The sequence below is a fragment of the Proteus faecis genome (assembly GCF_030286765.1).
Taxonomy (GTDB): domain Bacteria; phylum Pseudomonadota; class Gammaproteobacteria; order Enterobacterales; family Enterobacteriaceae; genus Proteus; species Proteus faecis.
Map to the genome: position 1 here is coordinate 236,554 of NZ_JASVWV010000004.1, position 17,076 is coordinate 253,629.

Here is a 17,076-nt window from a genome sequence, read left to right on the forward strand (position 1 = left end):
GTAAAAGCACTTCCCTAACTAATAGAGGAAGTGCTTTTTATTTGTGCTTAACTATCAGTAGTTGCTTCTTTACTCTGCGTTTTATTTTTTGTGGCGCTTGCTTTATGACTTCCTTTAGTTACCGCTTTGCGCTTTTTATTATGCGCTGGTGCAGGAAGATTTCTGAAAGCTTGAATATTCGGACGCCGTTTCGCTTGTGTAATCAATTCTATCAAGGTGTTATTTAATGGCATCATAAAATCTTGATATTTAAATTGTTTCTCACTGATTTGTGTGAGTATCGATTCCCAATGTGCGGTCATATCCGGTAAAGTTGCCATATCAGGTAATACATGAATTAATGCCCTACCTGCCGGCGTTGAATTAATGGCTCGCCCTTTTTTTTGCAAAAAACCACGTTTAAATAATAACTCAATGATCCCCGCCCTTGTCGCTTCAGTACCTAATCCATCTGTCGCTCTTAGGATTTTCTTAAGTTCTTTATCTTGAACAAAGCGCGCAATTCCAGTCATAGCCGAAAGCAAAGTTGCATCAGTAAACGGTCTTGGGGGCTGCGTTTGCTTTTCAACAATTTCACCCTTTTCACACAGTAACTCATCCCCTTTAGCGACTATTGGCAATGCAGAACCGTCATTTTCAGCATCTTGCTCTTTTGCCCCTAATAATGCTCGCCATCCTGATTGCGCTAAAAAACGTGCTTTAGCAATAAACTTACCATTTTCAATATCAAGTTCGATAACGCATTTACGATAAACAGCATCAGGCATAAATTGCATTAGATATTGGCGAGCAACGAGATAATAAATATTTTTCTCATTTTCACTTAATGAGATATTACCCGTTTTTGCCGTTGGAATAATCGCATGGTGAGCATCAACTTTTTTATCATCCCAACAACGATTTTTTTTATCAATATCTAGGGTTTCTTGCGGTAATAGGCTTGGATCATGTGTGCTAATCGCATTAATAACAGCATGGCGACCAGCAAAATGTTCATCAGGTAGATAACGACTGTCAGAACGCGGATACGTGATCAACTTATGCGTTTCATATAGGCGTTGGCACGTATCCAAGACTTGTTGTGCACTTAAACCAAAACGTTTTGCCGCTTCAATTTGTAATGCAGAGAGTGAAAAAGGAAGTGGGGCTATTTCAGACTCTTGCTTATCTTGATAATCCGTTACATACGCAGGTTTGTCTTTAATTCTCTCAACAACATGCTCGGCAAGTTTACGATTTAATAATCGCCCTTCCTCATCTTGCCAAGGTTCGCAATGTTCACTTGGTTGCCAAATCGCGGTAAAGCGTTCATCAGCAGATGTGACAACATGTGCTTTAACTTCAAAGAAATCTTTAGGAACGAAGTTTTCAATTTCTTCATCACGACGAACGACTAAACCTAATACAGGCGTTTGTACACGCCCTACTGATAATACACCTTGGTAACCATTGCGCTGACCTAAAAGTGTATAGGCTCGCGTCATGTTAATACCATAAAGCCAATCTGCTCTTGCTCGTGCCAACGCAGATACGCATAATGGTACAAATTCATGGTTATACCGTAGTTTATCAATAGCACGCGTCACTGCGGCTGGGTTTAAGTCATTAATTAAGCAACGACGCGCCTGTTTTCTTTGCTCTTCACTGATATTTAAATAGTTAAGCACTTCATCTACTAAGAGCTGACCTTCACGATCGGGGTCACCCGCGTGGATCACTTCTTGTGCCTGTTTAAGCAGTGTTTTGATGGTTTCCAACTGTTTTTTAACATCAGCTCGGGGCTTGAGTTGCCATTTTTCAGGAATAATGGGCAAATCATCTAACGACCAGCGGGCGTACCGCGGGTCGTATGCATCCGGCTCAGCTTGTTCAAGTAAGTGACCAACACACCACGTCACATACTGGTTATCACCACAAAGAATAAAGCCATCGCCCCGTTTATGAGGCTTTGGCAATACATCAGCAATAGCCCGAGCAAGGCTGGGTTTTTCTGCAATAAATAATCTCATTACGTTAGTTAGTCACTTCAATCAACGCTTTTCCAGCTACTGGCGCAGTTAGTTCACCAATAGAAGTTAATTCGATATTAAAACGTGAGGCAACTTCCTTCACTTGTTCAACCGCTTCAGGTAATACTGCTAATAATAAGCCACCTGATGTTTGTGGATCACAGAGTAATTTGCGTTGCATTTCAGTGATCTCACCAATTAAATGACCATAACTTTCAAAGTTACGATTTGTCCCCCCCGGAACACAGCCTTGTTCTATATAAGACTCGACTTCTGGCAACCTTGGTACTTGTGAGAAGTGAATAGTCGCTTGTACGCCAGAGCCATCACAGATTTCACTTAAGTGCCCTAACAAACCAAAGCCAGTAACATCGGTCATTGCAGTGACACCATCGATATCTGAAAAATCAGAACCGGCTTTATTCATGCGACACATAATTTCTGTCGCTAAACCTTGGTGTTCTGGTTTTAATAGACCTTTCTTCTCTGCAGTTGTTAATACACCAATACCCAAAGGTTTAGTTAAAAAAAGCTGACATCCTGCTTTAGCTTCACTGTTTTTCTTCACTTTGCTCACAGGCACGACACCCGTTACAGCAAGACCAAAAATAGGTTCTGGCGCATCAATTGAGTGACCACCAGCCAATGAAATTCCCGCTTCTTGACAAGCAGCTCGACCACCTTCAATCACTTCTCGTGCAATTTCCGGTGCCAGTTTATTAATTGGCCAACCTAAAATAGCAATCGCCATAATAGGTTTTCCACCCATTGCAAAAATATCGCTGATTGCATTTGTTGCAGCGATGCGCCCAAAATCATAAGGATTATCAACGATTGGCATAAAGAAATCGGTGGTGCTAATAATACCTGTACCATTTCCTAAATCATAAACAGCGGCATCATCTTTGGTTTCATTACCAACAAGTAAATGAGGATCATGAAATTTAGCTTGTTCGCTATGTAAAATGGTTTCTAAAACTTTTGGCGAGATTTTACAACCACAACCTGCACCATGACTGTATTGTGTTAAACGAATTGCTTCAGACATAACATGCCATCCTTTTTTTAAAAATAAGTCACAAAATCAGTTAAGTCAGCAGGAGAAACCGTCATTGGTGCTTTTAAAGCTGGCGTGCCTAAATAAAGAAAACCAATAATCTGGTCGTGTTCACCACAGCCAAGTCCTTCTCTTACCACAGCATCATGAGTCCAAGAGCCTGAACGCCAAATCCCCCCAAATCCTTGAGCAACAGCGGCCATTTGCATTGCTTGTACGCAACAACCCGCTGCAACAACTTGCTCCCATTCAGGAACTTTAGGATGATCTTTCACTTTCGCAATCACCGTGATGATCAGTGGGGCACGAAAAGGTGCATTTTTTGCTTTTTCTTCAACCTCGGGGCCTAAATTACTCACAACTGCAGCTTTATGCAGCAATTGACTAAAACGCTCAATGCCTTCATTTTGCATCACAACGAAATGCCAAGGTTTGAGTGCACCATGATCAGGCGCGCGCATACCCGCTTGTAAAATAGTATTGAGGGCTTCACTATCAGGGGCTGGAGTAGTCAGTCGGGAAGCTGAACGGCGGTTCAAAAGCAGTGTTAATGCATCCATTTTATTCTCCTGTCAGCATTTTATTTTAGCAAGATCCCATTCTTATGGGGATGGACAGTTCTTATCAATTCGCAGTATAACAAACTGTTATATTACCACCATCCACAAATTTAGGCGGAAATTTTTCTAAAAATCAGCAATATGGTTATTTAATCGTAAATTATTGTTCATAAAATGATTAACCTCAGCCTACTCCATTAATTTAAGTTTATTTTGATCTCTAATTCGACGATTTCTTATATTCGTTTGATGCCTTTTTGTGTGAATTTATTTGACTATTTTTACGTAAAATAACTGTTTACTTAATAACACCTTAAGCAAAAAGTTATCATTCGTGGTTTCCTAAAAATCAATGACAGACATTCAATAAAAGCTATATTAGAATATTCCTTTATTGTTATTGCTATTCTCTCTATTGCTAACAACATTCTTTGTTTTAATAGTATGAGATTATGTGGATGTAACCTGCTTACCAATAATTCTAGCATGACTGTTTAGGATTAAATTTTAGCTTTACATGATGTGGAGATAATATGAATAAAATTATGGAGTTAATCGGCGCAATATTAAAATTCAGTTGGCAAGCCATTAACTTTATCAGGAAATTAATCTTAAACGTTATTTTCTTTTTCCTTCTCTTTATGGTTATTGGTATTTTCTTAATTAGCAAGGAAGCACAAAAACCGATGGATTATGAAGGTGCCCTTCTTGTTGACCTTAAAGGCGTAATTGTTGACCAAACTGCAACCCAAAATCCCTTAGGAGAAGTTGGACGTGAACTTTTAGGCGTTTCTAGTAGCCAGCTCCAAGAAAATTCATTATTTGAAGTTGTCGATACGTTACGACGAGCAACACAAGATCCCAAAATTAAAGGTATGGTGCTTAAACTTGATGAATTTGCAGGCGCAGACCAGCCTTCGCTAAATTATATTGGTAAGGCACTTAATGAATTTAAAAAGACAGGCAAACCGATTTTTGCAGTAAGTGGCTATTACAGTCAACCACAGTATTATCTCGCTTCTTATGCAGATAAAATTTATCTCACTCCTCAAGGTGCCGTGGGCGTTTATGGTTTTGGCTTTCAAAATCTCTATTACAAAACACTGTTAGAAAATTTAAAAGTAAGTACTCATATTTTCCGCGTAGGAACATATAAATCCGCGGTTGAACCATTAATGCGTAATGACATGTCTGCAGAATCGCGAGAAGCTTCATTACGTTTAGTTAATTCACTGTGGTCTACTTATTTAACCCAAGTTGCAGAAAACCGTAGCATTACCAAAGAAGATGTTTTCCCTGGTGCAAAAGAGATGATTGCACAGCTACGCAATGCAGATGGTGATAACGCAACTTATGCGCTAAATCGTAAATTAGTGGATTCTGTAAGCTCATACGCTCAATTTGAAGCAGATATGACAGAAACTTTCCAGTGGGATAAAGAGAACCAACAATTTAACAATATCAGCATTTATGATTATGCTGATACATTGACTTCATCATTACCTGCAAATGACGAAGGAAATATTGCTGTAGTCGTTGTTCAAGGAGCCATTATTGATGGTGAAAGTATCCCCGGTTCTGCTGGGGGGTCAACTATTGCTAATCAAATTCGCCAAGCACGTTTAGATCCGAATATTAAGGCACTCGTATTACGTGTAAATAGCCCTGGAGGTAGTGTTTCTGCATCAGAGCAAATACGCAGTGAAGTTGCCGCCTTTAAACAACAGAAAAAACATGTGGTTGTTTCAATGGGAGGTTTAGCCGCATCAGGTGGATATTGGATTTCAACCCCTGCAAATAAGATTATTGCCAGCCCATCAACATTAACTGGCTCAATTGGTATTTTTGGCGTTATTAATACCTTTGAAAATAGTCTAGAGTCTATTGGTGTTTATACTGATGGTGTCACGACTTCACCATTAGCAGGATTATCTGTCACAAATAAACTACCTGAAGAGTTTGCAGAACTTTTACAATTAAATATCGAAAGTGGTTATAAAACGTTTATTAATTTAGTAGCAGAATCTCGCAAAAAAACACCAGCTCAAATTGACCGTATTGCTCAAGGTCGAGTGTGGGTAGGAATAGATGCAAAAAATGTAGGTTTAGTCGATGAGTTTGGTGATTTTGATGATGCTATTGATGCTGCGGCTAAAATGGCAAAAATTGACCAACCTGTTGTTGATTGGATGAAACCTGAATTAAGCCTGTCAGAGCAGATCATAATGAGTTTATCGTCTAATGCAAAAGCGCTCCTTCCTGATCCATTACAAGCGTATATACCTGCACCTGTTTTAAAAGAAGTGAAAACACAGACAGAGTTTTATCGCAATATGAACGATCCGTTAAACCGCTATGCGTACTGTTTATCTTGTGGGGATATTCAATAATCTTTTCCACTCATACACCTGCTCACACTGAGCAGGTGTATTTATCCATTTTTTCTCACTTTTTATAGCACAATACTCTGATGAGCAATATTCACTCATTTATATCTACGCTATTTTTAACACAATGATTTAAAGAAAATATTAGTTGTTCTCTATTTTCTTTTTTAGCATCCTTTCCTTTTTTTATTCTGCAAACTCCCTATAATCAGGTATTTCTCACAGCTTAATAAGAGTGCTTTGTCTGATGCAAAAGAAATCAATCTACGTTGTTTATACTGGCGGTACTATTGGTATGCAACATTCTGAACATGGCTATATTCCTGTATCAGGACATTTACAACGCCAATTAGCTAAAATGCCAGAATTCCACCGTGAGGAAATGCCTGATTTTACAATCAAAGAGCACCTTCCTTTAATTGATTCTTCAAATATCACACCAGAAGATTGGCAATCTATCGCTGATGATATAAATGAAAATTATCACAACTATGATGGATTCGTTATTCTTCATGGCACTGATACCATGGCATTTACCGCATCAGCACTCTCTTTTATGTTTGAGGATCTTAGCAAGCCAATTATCGTTACTGGCTCTCAAATTCCTTTAGAAGCCTTACGATCTGACGGACAAACAAACCTATTAAATGCGCTTTATCTCGCTGCACATCATCCCATTAATGAAGTAGCACTCTTCTTCAATAACACGCTGTATCGCGGAAACCGCACAGTAAAAGCACATGCTGATGGTTTTAATGCCTTTGCATCGCCGAATAGCGCACCGCTACTCGAAGCTGGCATTAATATTAAACAATTTAAAATTAATTCTTTTCCAAAAGGAAATGGTAAATTTACTACACATAATATTACGCCTCAGCCTATTGGTGTTGTCACAATTTATCCGGGTCTTTCCGATGAAGTGGTGAAAAATATCCTGATGCAACCAGTGAAAGCCTTAATATTGCGCTCTTATGGTGTCGGCAATGCCCCATCACACCCAGCTCTCCTTTCTACCCTACGTGAAGCAACAGAGCGTGGTATTGTTGTTATCAACCTTACACAATGTATTTCTGGCCGCGTAAATATGGAAGGTTATGCAACAGGTCAAGCATTAGTGGAAGTGGGTGTGATCAGTGGCTTTGATATGACATTTGAAGCAACATTAACTAAACTGCATTATCTCCTTAGCCAACAATATAATTACACTGAAATCTGTCGACTAATGCAACAAAACCTACGCGGTGAAATGACATTAGACGATAACGACTAAGTTTAATCTAAAGGTAAAACTGGTGAAAAATTCCGCCCTATTATTGGTTGATATACAAAATGATTTTTGTACAGGTGGTGCATTAGCTGTTAATGAAAGCGACATGGTTATACAAACAGCCAACCAACTTATTCATAATTTCAAGCAATCTAAAAATCCTATTATCGCCAGTTTAGATTGGCATCCAGCCGATCATCTTAGTTTTGCTGAAAATTCAGGCACTATGGTGGGAGAAATCGGTACACTAAATGGATTGCCACAAGTTTGGTGGCCAGTTCATTGCGTACAACATTCTTATGGTGCTGCATTTCATCCTGAATTAAACCAAGAAGTAATTAATCACATTATTTATAAAGGGCAAAACCCCCTTATTGATAGTTATAGTGCTTTTTTTGATAACGACCATGAATATCAAACAGGCTTACACACACTTTTACAGACGCTCAATATAAAACATCTTTATATTTTAGGAATTGCTACAGATTACTGTGTCAAATTTACAGTGCTAGATGCGTTATTATTAGGATATCAGGTCTCAGTCATTACAGACGGTTGTCGCGGTGTAAATATTCAAGATGACGATAGCGAAAAAGCGCTAGAAGAGATGCAAGCAAAGGGGGCGACATTAATTGATTCAGCGCATTGGCTTAATCGTAACAATCAATAATTTCGCAGTCGTTTCGTTTTTTATCATCATTAAATGAAAAAGGAGATACTATTAACCAACTTGGTTAATAAATATCCCCTTTTTATCTCTATTCTATTCATTTAACACTGGTTTTAGTCATCATCCATTGGCGTTAACGTTGCTAAACGTTCAGATTGAAACTGAGCTTTTAATTCTTGTTTGCTCTTCATGGTAATTTGCCCATTAGTTCCTACTGTCATATGTTCAGGTGTATGGTTATTTTTCGCCTGCCATAATAAAACAATCTGCATACAATGCTCTTTTTGCTCAGCAGTCAATGCAACGCCATCAGGCCATTTACCCAGTTCAACTGCGGTTGAAATACGCTGATATATTTCTGGTGTTACCATCGAAATAAGTTCATTAACTTCCATTGATTACTCCATAAGCTAAATAATCACTTGAAATAGCTGAATCGTTTTTTCAGTTGTTATTATTTTGTTAATTCGATAAATTAACCTGCTTGTTTTTCGCCTGTTTCACTATTCGTAAATGAAAGAGATGCTGAATTAACACAATAACGCTCCCCTGTTGGGGCTGGACCATCATTAAAAACATGGCCTAAATGTGCATCACATTGTTGGCAACGTATTTCTGTTCTCTTCATATTATGAGAAAAATCATCAACATAACGAATTGCATCATCACTAACGGGTTGATAAAAACTAGGCCAACCACACCCTGCATCAAATTTGGTATCTGAATAAAACAAAGGAGCAGAACAGCATAAACAGTGATAAATCCCTGTTTCACGATTGTGTAATAATTTACCACTAAATGGAGGTTCTGTACCTTGTTGTTGCGTCACATAACGTTGCATTTCGTTGAGTGTTGATAAATCAAGGTGATTGTTATTACTTGAAATATTCACTTTCTTTTCATTATCTGCCATATAGACCTCTTGCCCAGAAAAATGCTTTTTAAAACAACAGTGAATGATAACAAAGATTTAACAACAAATCTGAAAAATATAGTCTAAAATCACTAAGAGTAATCTTTAGTTTTTGAAATGTGATGAGTTTCACATAACAGAGCAAAGGTAACTTCATTTATCGGCGTTGATCCCGATAATACACAGCGTAACATTTGTCTAAAACGACCAATCTTTAAGCGAAAAGTGTTTTTTTAATTGATTTTTTGCAATTATTGACACGATTCCGCTTGACGATTGGCGCGGTTTTGGTAACTTTAGAATCAACTTTTTAATTCACTAAATTAAAGCTGGTGGAATACATATGACTATCAAAGTAGGTATTAATGGTTTTGGTCGTATCGGCCGCATCGTTTTCCGTGCTGCTCAAGAACGTTCAGATATCGAAATCGTAGGTATTAACGATCTGTTAGACGCAGACTACATGGCATACATGCTGAAATACGATTCAACTCATGGCCGTTTCAACGGTACTGTTGAAGTAAAAGATGGCCACCTCGTTGTTAATGGTAAAACCATCCGCGTAACTTCAGAAAAAGATCCAGCAAATCTGAAATGGAACGAAGTCGGTGCTGATGTTGTTGCAGAAGCAACCGGTCTGTTCTTAACTGACGAAACTGCTCGTAAACACATCCAAGCTGGTGCGAAAAAAGTTGTTCTGACTGGTCCTTCAAAAGACAGCACTCCAATGTTCGTTATGGGCGTAAACCATAAATCATACGCAGGCCAAGACATCGTTTCTAACGCATCTTGTACTACTAACTGCTTAGCGCCTTTAGCTAAAGTTATCAACGACAACTTCGGTATCGTTGAAGGTCTGATGACTACTGTTCACGCAACAACTGCAACTCAACGTACTGTTGATGGTCCATCTGCAAAAGACTGGCGTGGTGGTCGTGGTGCTTCTCAAAACATCATCCCATCATCAACTGGTGCAGCTAAAGCTGTAGGTAAAGTTATTCCTGAGCTGAACGGCAAACTGACTGGTATGTCTTTCCGTGTTCCTACTCCTAACGTTTCTGTTGTTGACCTGACTGCACGTCTGGAAAAACCAGCAACTTACGCTCAAATCTGTGACGCTATCAAAGCTGCAGCTGAAGGTGAACTGAAAGGCGTTCTGGGTTACACTGAAGATGCAGTTGTTTCAACTGACTTCAATGGCGAAGTTCTGACTTCAGTATTTGATGCTAAAGCAGGTATCGCTCTGAACGACAACTTTGTTAAATTAGTTGCTTGGTACGATAACGAAGTTGGTTATTCAAACAAAGTTCTGGATCTGATTTCTCACATCTCTAAATAATTAGAGTTTAGAAAGTCACGATTTCTTTTAGAGCCACCTTTTCGGTGGCTCTTTTATTTTCTAGCCAGTCAGTTTATTGTATTGAAATAGTCAGTGACATAAGGTCATAAGATAATGAATGAGAAAATTTTTTCTTTGCCGATTATTGAACAAATATCACCTTACTTAAGTCGTCGGCAATTAGGCGAGCTTCCTATTCTTGTTATTTCACACCCTAAAGTACGCGCAGCTATCAGTCTTCAAGGCGCACATTTAATTGCTTGGCAACCCGCACAAGAACATCCTGTATTTTGGGTAAGTGAGGCCTCTCTCTTCACTCCTGGCGTTGCCATTCGTGGCGGTATTCCTATTTGCTGGCCTTGGTTTGCTTCAGCTGGCACACCAAGCCATGGATTTGCGCGAATTCTTCCTTGGGAATTTAGTGCACATACAGAACAAGATGATGGTGTTCTCATCACCATGACATTAAAAGAGAACCAACAAACACAAAAATATTGGCCTCATCCCTTTACTGTTATTGCTCGTTTTAAATTAGGAGCAACCTGTGAGGTTGAATTAGAATCTTACGGTGATTATGAAGCAACAGCTGCCCTTCACTCTTATTTTAATGTGAGTGACATTGATAATGTTTCTGTAACCGGCCTAGGAAGCCACTACATTGACACAGTGGCAGATAAAGAGGTTTACACTGATGAAACCTCATTGCGCTTTAATGGGCGTACTGACAGGCTGTATACTGAGCCTGAAGATTTTAATCTTATTCATGATGACGGTTGGGATCGTACGATTGAAGTTCACCATTACCATCATAGTGATGTCGTGTGCTGGAATCCCGGTGCAGAGCTTGCAAGCTCAATGAAAGATATGAGCACAGGTGGCTATCGTAAAATGGCTTGTGTAGAAACTGCTCGTATTCACCAACCATTAAAACCAGATAACGTTCATCCTGGTCGTTTATCTCTGGTCGTTCGTGTTCGTAAAAATATAGCTGAAAAATAAACTATTGCCGATATCTAACACAATAAAAAAGCTTCGAATTTAAATCGAAGCTTTTTTATTATTGTAAATCTCACTAAATTCTAATTAGATTTTAGCTAGTTAGAATGTGTAAGTCACACCAGTCCACATAATTGCAGTCACAGATTTATTCACCATAGGGCTATCTTTCACTTCACTTGGTAAATGGTCGATACGTCCCATCGCAAAGAAATTCCATTTTTCTGCAAATTTATAGTTAGCTGAGATTTCAAAATAAGGTCTCCAGCTATCATTTGGCGTATATTCTGCTAAACCACTGCGTTGTGATTCTGCTTGGCTAATTCCATAAGCATAACGGTTTTGCTTTTTATTTTCCCAAACAACACCTGCACCAGGTTGTAAAGACCAGTTACCCAATTTGAAAGGATATAAATAAGCAGCATCAGCGATAATGCCATTACTTTTGCCTAACATATCACCCGATACGATTGCTCTTAAGCTACCCCATGATTCATGGTGTTTATAAGTAAAGCCACCCATCATTGTGTCACGACGACGATTCAGTTTTTTCATTTGCTCGTCGTCACTATCGCTTGGTTTATAAGCCTGAGGATAATAGTGTAAATCAACAGAGAGTTGATCTTTGGGTGTATTCCACAGGTAATATCCCGCAGCTAACGTCGCAAAATAAAAATTCTCTGATTGGTAATTAACTTGAGGTACTGGCAATAAATAATCTTTTGATTTAGCCCCTTTATAAGGCGTGACTTGCGCTAAGACTGAACCACCTATTGACCATTCTCCAGCAAATGCTGCTGGCGTGCTAAGCCCTGCGATAACAGCTAAAGAAATAATAATCTTCTTATTACTCACGATGATTTTCCATATTGTCATTAATAAAGTAGCAACCAAAAACCTATTTCAGTCACAAATAACTAAAATTATTATTATTTTACCTATAATCATTTTAGTTTTGCATTAAATGTGTAGCAATCAGTGCTTGCCCTAATGCAATACCACCGTCTCCTGCTGGTAATATCTTAGGGGCGAGTACTTTTTTATTGTTTAATTTTTTCTTAAACAGGCGTTTGAGTAATGTATTATTTAATACCCCTCCTGTTAGTACAACGGTATCAATCTGGTATTTATCTGCATATTGCAATGCAATATCGCCCAAACTTTCAGCTAATAAATAATGAAATAGCCATGCCTTTTCACTAACATTAAGCTTTATACTTTCCCATTGCGACCAAAAAACGCCCAAATCAAGCACACTATTTTTTACAGGCATCAAATGCCCATATCGCTCAATTATTTCTGCCTGTTTTTCTTTATGACATGCTAATGCAGCAGTTTGTAGATAACAGGCGGCTTCACCTTCCCAGCTTATTTCTTTAGGCGCTAATCCTAATGATGCCGAAACCGCATCAAAAAAACGGCCACAAGAAGAGGCTTTAGGTGAGTTTAAGCCACGTTCTAAGGCCTTACTTAATATCTGTAAATCATGGTTAGGTATCATTTGGGCAATCACACTACCTCGCCAATCTTTAGAAAAAGTAGCTAAATGTGCGAACCAGTTTCGCCAAGGTTGAATAGAGGCAAGATTACCTCCGGGCATCGCAACAGCTGGAAGTCCACCAATCCGCTCTGAGCTTTTATAGTCCACCAGCAGACATTCCCCCCCCCATAACGAGCCATCTTGCCCAAAACCTAATCCATCAAGAGCAATACCAATGACAGCACCTTGTCGATGAGTATGGCCATGTTCTGCAAGGCAAGAAACAATATGTGCATGGTGATGAGAGACTTCAATAACAGAAATATTTTGTTCTTGAGCAAACTGCTTACCCAACTGATGACTGATGTAGTTAGGATGTGCATCTATTGCTATAGCTTTAGGTGTAAACCGATAAATTTGTTGGAAAAGAACCAACGATTTTACCAACTGCTGTCTCACACTTAAATCATCAAGATCGCCTAAATGAGGCCCCATAATCGCTTGATGTTGACGTAATAAACAAAATACATTTTTGAGATCACCGCCCATAGCAAGTACTGAGGGTTGTGCTCCAAAATCTTCCGGTAGTGAAATTGCATCAGGAACATAACCACGAGAGCGTCTGATCATCACGCTCTGTTTACCCTCAATGCGAACTAATGAATCATCAGCTCTTTGTATAATTTCTCTGTTATGCATTAAGAATAAATCTGCAATCTCTTTCAATTGCATTAAGGCCTCTTCATTACTTAATGCTGGTGTATGACCTGAGGCATTTCCTGATGTCATAACAAGAGGAATGTTCGTACCACGCGCTAATAAATGTTGTAGTGGATTGGCCGGCAACATTACACCTATTTCAGTTAATCCTGGCGCAATAAGATCCGCAAGTTTAGGTGTAACAGTTTTAGGAACTAATACAATTGGGGCTGCCGTACTTTGCAATGTTTGAATAGCTGTTGGAAGAAAATCCGGATCATGCTCATCTGCTTTAATTTGATCAATGCCTGTGAGCATCACCGCTAATGGCTTCGCGGGTCGATATTTGCGTTCACGTAATAATGCAACACTCTCATTATTACGTGCATCACACACTAAATGAAAACCACCAATACCTTTAACTGCAACAATCTTTCCAGCAAGTAACGCTTCACAGGCTTGAGTTAATGCATCCTCTTTTGTGACTAATTCTTTACCCTGATTATCTGCAAGCCAGATATGAGGCCCACATACAGGACATGCATTAGGTTGGGCATGAAAGCGCCGATCTGAAGGATCTTCATATTCGCGTTTACATTCAGGACAGAATGGAAATTCAGACATTGAAGTAAAAGGCCTGTCATAAGGCATTTTCTTGATGATAGTAAAACGAGGGCCGCAATGTGTGCAGTTAATAAAAGGATAATGATAACGACGATTTTGTGGATCAAACAATTCATCAATGCAAGCTTGGCAAGTTGTTGCATCAGGAACAACTTGTGTATCCATTTCGCCACCACCGCTTTTTACAATAATAAAATCAGTAGGTAGCTGTTCCCATTGATAGGGTGATTCTTCTATACGTTCAATGCGTGCTAATGGAGGACATTCTTCTTTTAATGCTTCTATAAAGAGCGCATTTTTAGGTGAAGGCGTTAAATGTACCAATACACCCAAACTATCATTACTCACTTGCCCTAATAAACCAAAACGATGAGCTAATTGCCAAACAAATGGACGAAAACCAACGCCTTGAACCTTTCCTTTCACACGCAATGCAATGCCGTTACTCATAGGATCACCAAATCAAAATAAATTTAATCTTATTCTAGTTTAGTGATTATCAACAACTTTCATTTAGATCAGAAAAAGTGGAATTAGGTAAATTTATCATCACTTCGACAGTAACTCTTGGCGCTATTGCACACAATAATTCATAACCAATAGTGCCACAAGCCGTTGCAACATCATCGACAGAAAGTTCTTCCCCCCATAATTCAACTGGGCTACCGCAATTGACATCAGGAAAATCTGTCACATCAATAGTTAGCATATCCATAGAAATACGCCCTACCAATTGTGTTTTATGCCCATTAACAATAACAGGTGTACCATCTGGCGCATGTCTTGGATAACCATCAGCATAACCACAGGCAACCACACCAATCCGCATATCACGCTCAGCGGTATATCGGCTACCATAACCTATCTGCTCACCTTTTTTGACTTGTTGAATAGCTAATATTTCACTATTAAATGTCATTACAGGTTGTAAATCGAAATCAGCAATATCTTGCCAAATACCCGAAGGCGAAACACCATACAAAATAATGCCAGGACGCACCCAATCGTGATAAGTTTCAGGATCAAATAACGTTGCAGCTGAATTTGCCAAACACCGAGGTAAATCATTTACCATGGCCTGATTAATGGTGGCCTTTTGTGTATTCATATTCAATCCAGTATCAGCATTAGCAAAATGCGACATTTGGATAATAGAACCAATATTTTTAATACTTTTTGCACGATCAATTGCTTGCTTATAGGTGTCTGGTCGGTAACCCAACCGATTCATTCCACTATTTAGTTTAAGATAGATGTTAATCGGTTTTTCTAATTGTGCATTTTCTATGGCATCAAATTGCCAATCAGAATGCACTGCTGTTGTCAGAGAATAACGCTCTAATAAATAAACATCTTCTGGCCTAAAAAAACCTTCCAGCAAAAGGATAGGCCCTACCCATCCTTGCTCTCTTAACATGATAGCTTTATCTAACTCAATTAATGCGAAACCATCTGTATGACTTAATGCAGGCCAAACACAGGATAATCCATGTCCATAAGCATCTGCTTTCACAACAGACCACACTTTGCTGCCTTTAGTTCTCTCTTTAATAACAGACAGATTATGGCTTAATGCATCGAGGTTAATGGTTATTTTTGTGGGTCTGGACATGGTTTTTCCTCAATTAATAAGCTGCATCAAGTTTTTGCCCCGGTAAGAGCAATTTAGTATTAAAGCCATCGATATACCGAAATACAGATAAATCATCAGCAGCAATAGCCGGTTTATTCCCTGATATTAAATCAGCCAATAATTGCCCTGAGCCACATGCCATTGTCCAACCTAATGTGCCGTGCCCGGTATTTAATGATAAATTGCGGTAAGCCGTAGGCCCGACAATCGGTGTACCATCAGGTGTCATAGGCCTTAAACCTGTCCAAAATGTAGCTTTCTCAATATCACCACCACCTTGATAGAGATCTTGTACAACCATTTTTAATGTTTCACAGCGTGATTTTAAAATATTCAGATTAAAACCAACGACCTCGGCCATTCCACCGACACGAATTCGCTCATCAAAACGTGTTACCGCAATTTTGTAAGTTTCATCTAAAATAGTGGATGTTGGTGCTCTTGAAGCATCAATAATCGGCATCGTAAGCGAATAACCTTTAAGGGGATAAACTGGAATGGCGACTTTGTTTTTCAAAAACTCTGTTGAATAAGAGCCCATAGCAACAACATAATGATCAGCAGTTAATAACCCATCATGACATTGAACGCCCGCTACTTTATCACCATCAAATAACAAATGTTTGATTTCTTTGTTAAACAAGAATGTGACACCAGCATCTTCTGCCATTTTAGCGAGTTTTTTCGTAAAAATTTGGCAATCACCCGTTTCATCATTTGGTAAACGTAAACCACCTGTCAATTTGTGACTAACATGCTCAAGTGCAGGTTCTGCTAATTTTAGTTGATCTGCCGTTAACAATTCATAAGCAACTCCCTCTTGCTTTAATACAGCAATGTCATTGGCTGCATTATCAAATTGCTTTTGATCACGAAACAGTTGCAGAGTACCACCTTGACGACCTTCGTATTCAATGCCAGTGTCTTGGCGTAATTGACGAATGCAATCACGGCTATATTCGGCAATACGCACCATGCGACTTTTATTCATGGTGTAATGTGATGCATCACAATTACGTAACATTTGCCACATCCAACGTAATTGGAAAAGAGAGCCATCAGGCTTAATCGCTAATGGTGCGTGCTTTTGGAACATCCATTTTACTGCTTTTAATGGGATACCTGGCGCTCCCCAAGGCGTTGCATACCCCGGAGATATCTGACCTGCATTACCAGCACTAGTCTCTTCTGCTGCACTATTTTGTCTATCAACAACAATAACTTCATGGCCTTGTTGCACAAGATACCACGCACTCGTTACACCAATAACGCCGCCACCTAAGATGATCACTTTCATGGCAAGACTCCAATAATTTACATTGATATAACATAAGAATAATATTCCATACACAAAAAGCCAATATAGAATAATCATCTAGGCCAATAAAAAGACAGATTTTAGAGTTAAGTCACACTTGATTGTTATTCGATAAGTGATTTTC

General features: G+C 39.0%; 14 protein-coding genes. 5 read left to right on the forward strand and 9 right to left on the reverse strand.

Features of this window, described 5'->3' with window-relative positions:
* Positions 1–47 precede the first annotated feature (47 nt).
* From QSH13_RS08140 to QSH13_RS08150, 3 genes are read right to left on the reverse strand one after another with little or no spacing between them, the layout of a single operon-like run.
* Positions 48–2,009 (reverse strand): DNA topoisomerase III, encoded by a 1,962-nt coding sequence (locus QSH13_RS08140; protein WP_286038988.1) that lies wholly within the window; start codon positions 2,007–2,009, stop codon positions 48–50.
* A gap of 4 nt (positions 2,010–2,013) precedes the next feature.
* The gene (gene selD, locus QSH13_RS08145; RefSeq protein WP_109397676.1) at positions 2,014–3,057 is read right to left on the reverse strand and encodes a selenide, water dikinase SelD; all 1,044 of its coding nucleotides are present in this window, start codon (positions 3,055–3,057) and stop codon (positions 2,014–2,016) included.
* Between the two features lie 17 nt (positions 3,058–3,074).
* On the reverse strand, positions 3,075–3,626 hold the full coding sequence (locus QSH13_RS08150; RefSeq protein ID WP_072064103.1) for an NAD(P)H nitroreductase: 552 nt from the start codon (positions 3,624–3,626) through the stop codon (positions 3,075–3,077).
* Between the two features lie 533 nt (positions 3,627–4,159).
* Between QSH13_RS08150 and sppA the strand changes: the two genes are divergently transcribed.
* The 3 genes from sppA to pncA all read left to right on the forward strand — a co-directional run bounded on the left by sppA (position 4,160) and on the right by pncA (position 7,950).
* Positions 4,160–6,016, forward strand: coding sequence for a signal peptide peptidase SppA (gene sppA, locus QSH13_RS08155; protein ID WP_286038987.1), 1,857 nt, complete (start codon positions 4,160–4,162; stop codon positions 6,014–6,016).
* A gap of 244 nt (positions 6,017–6,260) precedes the next feature.
* On the forward strand, positions 6,261–7,283 hold the full coding sequence (ansA, locus tag QSH13_RS08160) for an asparaginase (protein ID WP_109397678.1): 1,023 nt from the start codon (positions 6,261–6,263) through the stop codon (positions 7,281–7,283).
* 22 nt (positions 7,284–7,305) lie between these two features.
* Positions 7,306–7,950, forward strand: coding sequence for a bifunctional nicotinamidase/pyrazinamidase (gene pncA / locus QSH13_RS08165; protein ID WP_286038986.1), 645 nt, complete (start codon positions 7,306–7,308; stop codon positions 7,948–7,950).
* Positions 7,951–8,063: 113 nt separating this feature from the next.
* Here pncA and QSH13_RS08170 read toward each other — a convergent pair whose 3' ends face one another.
* Positions 8,064–8,345 (reverse strand): YeaC family protein, encoded by a 282-nt coding sequence (locus tag QSH13_RS08170; RefSeq protein WP_109397680.1) that lies wholly within the window; start codon positions 8,343–8,345, stop codon positions 8,064–8,066.
* An 80-nt stretch (positions 8,346–8,425) separates the two neighbouring features.
* Positions 8,426–8,863, reverse strand: coding sequence for a peptide-methionine (R)-S-oxide reductase MsrB (gene msrB, locus QSH13_RS08175; RefSeq protein ID WP_109397681.1), 438 nt, complete (start codon positions 8,861–8,863; stop codon positions 8,426–8,428).
* 343 nt (positions 8,864–9,206) lie between these two features.
* Between msrB and gapA the strand changes: the two genes are divergently transcribed.
* Both gapA and QSH13_RS08185 read left to right on the forward strand, forming a co-directional pair.
* The gene (gene gapA / locus QSH13_RS08180; RefSeq protein ID WP_072064109.1) at positions 9,207–10,202 is read left to right on the forward strand and encodes a glyceraldehyde-3-phosphate dehydrogenase; all 996 of its coding nucleotides are present in this window, start codon (positions 9,207–9,209) and stop codon (positions 10,200–10,202) included.
* A 114-nt stretch (positions 10,203–10,316) separates the two neighbouring features.
* The gene (locus QSH13_RS08185) at positions 10,317–11,201 is read left to right on the forward strand and encodes a D-hexose-6-phosphate mutarotase (protein ID WP_286038985.1); all 885 of its coding nucleotides are present in this window, start codon (positions 10,317–10,319) and stop codon (positions 11,199–11,201) included.
* A gap of 99 nt (positions 11,202–11,300) precedes the next feature.
* Here the strand turns inward: QSH13_RS08185 and QSH13_RS08190 are convergent, their stop codons facing one another.
* The 4 genes from QSH13_RS08190 to QSH13_RS08205 form a co-directional block, all read right to left on the reverse strand.
* A complete protein-coding gene (locus QSH13_RS08190) occupies positions 11,301–12,053 on the reverse strand; it encodes a MipA/OmpV family protein (RefSeq protein WP_109406188.1) in 753 nt (250 codons plus the stop codon).
* A gap of 94 nt (positions 12,054–12,147) precedes the next feature.
* The gene (gene hypF / locus QSH13_RS08195) at positions 12,148–14,451 is read right to left on the reverse strand and encodes a carbamoyltransferase HypF (protein ID WP_109406187.1); all 2,304 of its coding nucleotides are present in this window, start codon (positions 14,449–14,451) and stop codon (positions 12,148–12,150) included.
* A gap of 49 nt (positions 14,452–14,500) precedes the next feature.
* Positions 14,501–15,613, reverse strand: coding sequence for an alanine racemase (gene alr, locus QSH13_RS08200; protein WP_109397685.1), 1,113 nt, complete (start codon positions 15,611–15,613; stop codon positions 14,501–14,503).
* Between the two features lie 13 nt (positions 15,614–15,626).
* A complete protein-coding gene (locus QSH13_RS08205) occupies positions 15,627–16,931 on the reverse strand; it encodes a D-amino acid dehydrogenase (RefSeq protein ID WP_109397686.1) in 1,305 nt (434 codons plus the stop codon).
* Positions 16,932–17,076: the final 145 nt, after the last annotated feature.

Coding starts and splice junctions, on each gene's coding strand:
- hypF (WP_109406187.1), bottom strand. CDS start 14,451: ATGAGTAACGGCATTGCATTGCGTGTGAAAGGAAAGGTTCAAGGCGTT.
- alr (WP_109397685.1), bottom strand. CDS start 15,613: ATGTCCAGACCCACAAAAATAACCATTAACCTCGATGCATTAAGCCAT.
- QSH13_RS08170 (WP_109397680.1), bottom strand. CDS start 8,345: ATGGAAGTTAATGAACTTATTTCGATGGTAACACCAGAAATATATCAG.
- msrB (WP_109397681.1), bottom strand. CDS start 8,863: ATGGCAGATAATGAAAAGAAAGTGAATATTTCAAGTAATAACAATCAC.
- sppA (WP_286038987.1), top strand. CDS start 4,160: ATGAATAAAATTATGGAGTTAATCGGCGCAATATTAAAATTCAGTTGG.
- ansA (WP_109397678.1), top strand. CDS start 6,261: ATGCAAAAGAAATCAATCTACGTTGTTTATACTGGCGGTACTATTGGT.
- QSH13_RS08150 (WP_072064103.1), bottom strand. CDS start 3,626: ATGGATGCATTAACACTGCTTTTGAACCGCCGTTCAGCTTCCCGACTG.
- QSH13_RS08140 (WP_286038988.1), bottom strand. CDS start 2,009: ATGAGATTATTTATTGCAGAAAAACCCAGCCTTGCTCGGGCTATTGCT.
- gapA (WP_072064109.1), top strand. CDS start 9,207: ATGACTATCAAAGTAGGTATTAATGGTTTTGGTCGTATCGGCCGCATC.
- QSH13_RS08185 (WP_286038985.1), top strand. CDS start 10,317: ATGAATGAGAAAATTTTTTCTTTGCCGATTATTGAACAAATATCACCT.
- QSH13_RS08205 (WP_109397686.1), bottom strand. CDS start 16,931: ATGAAAGTGATCATCTTAGGTGGCGGCGTTATTGGTGTAACGAGTGCG.
- selD (WP_109397676.1), bottom strand. CDS start 3,057: ATGTCTGAAGCAATTCGTTTAACACAATACAGTCATGGTGCAGGTTGT.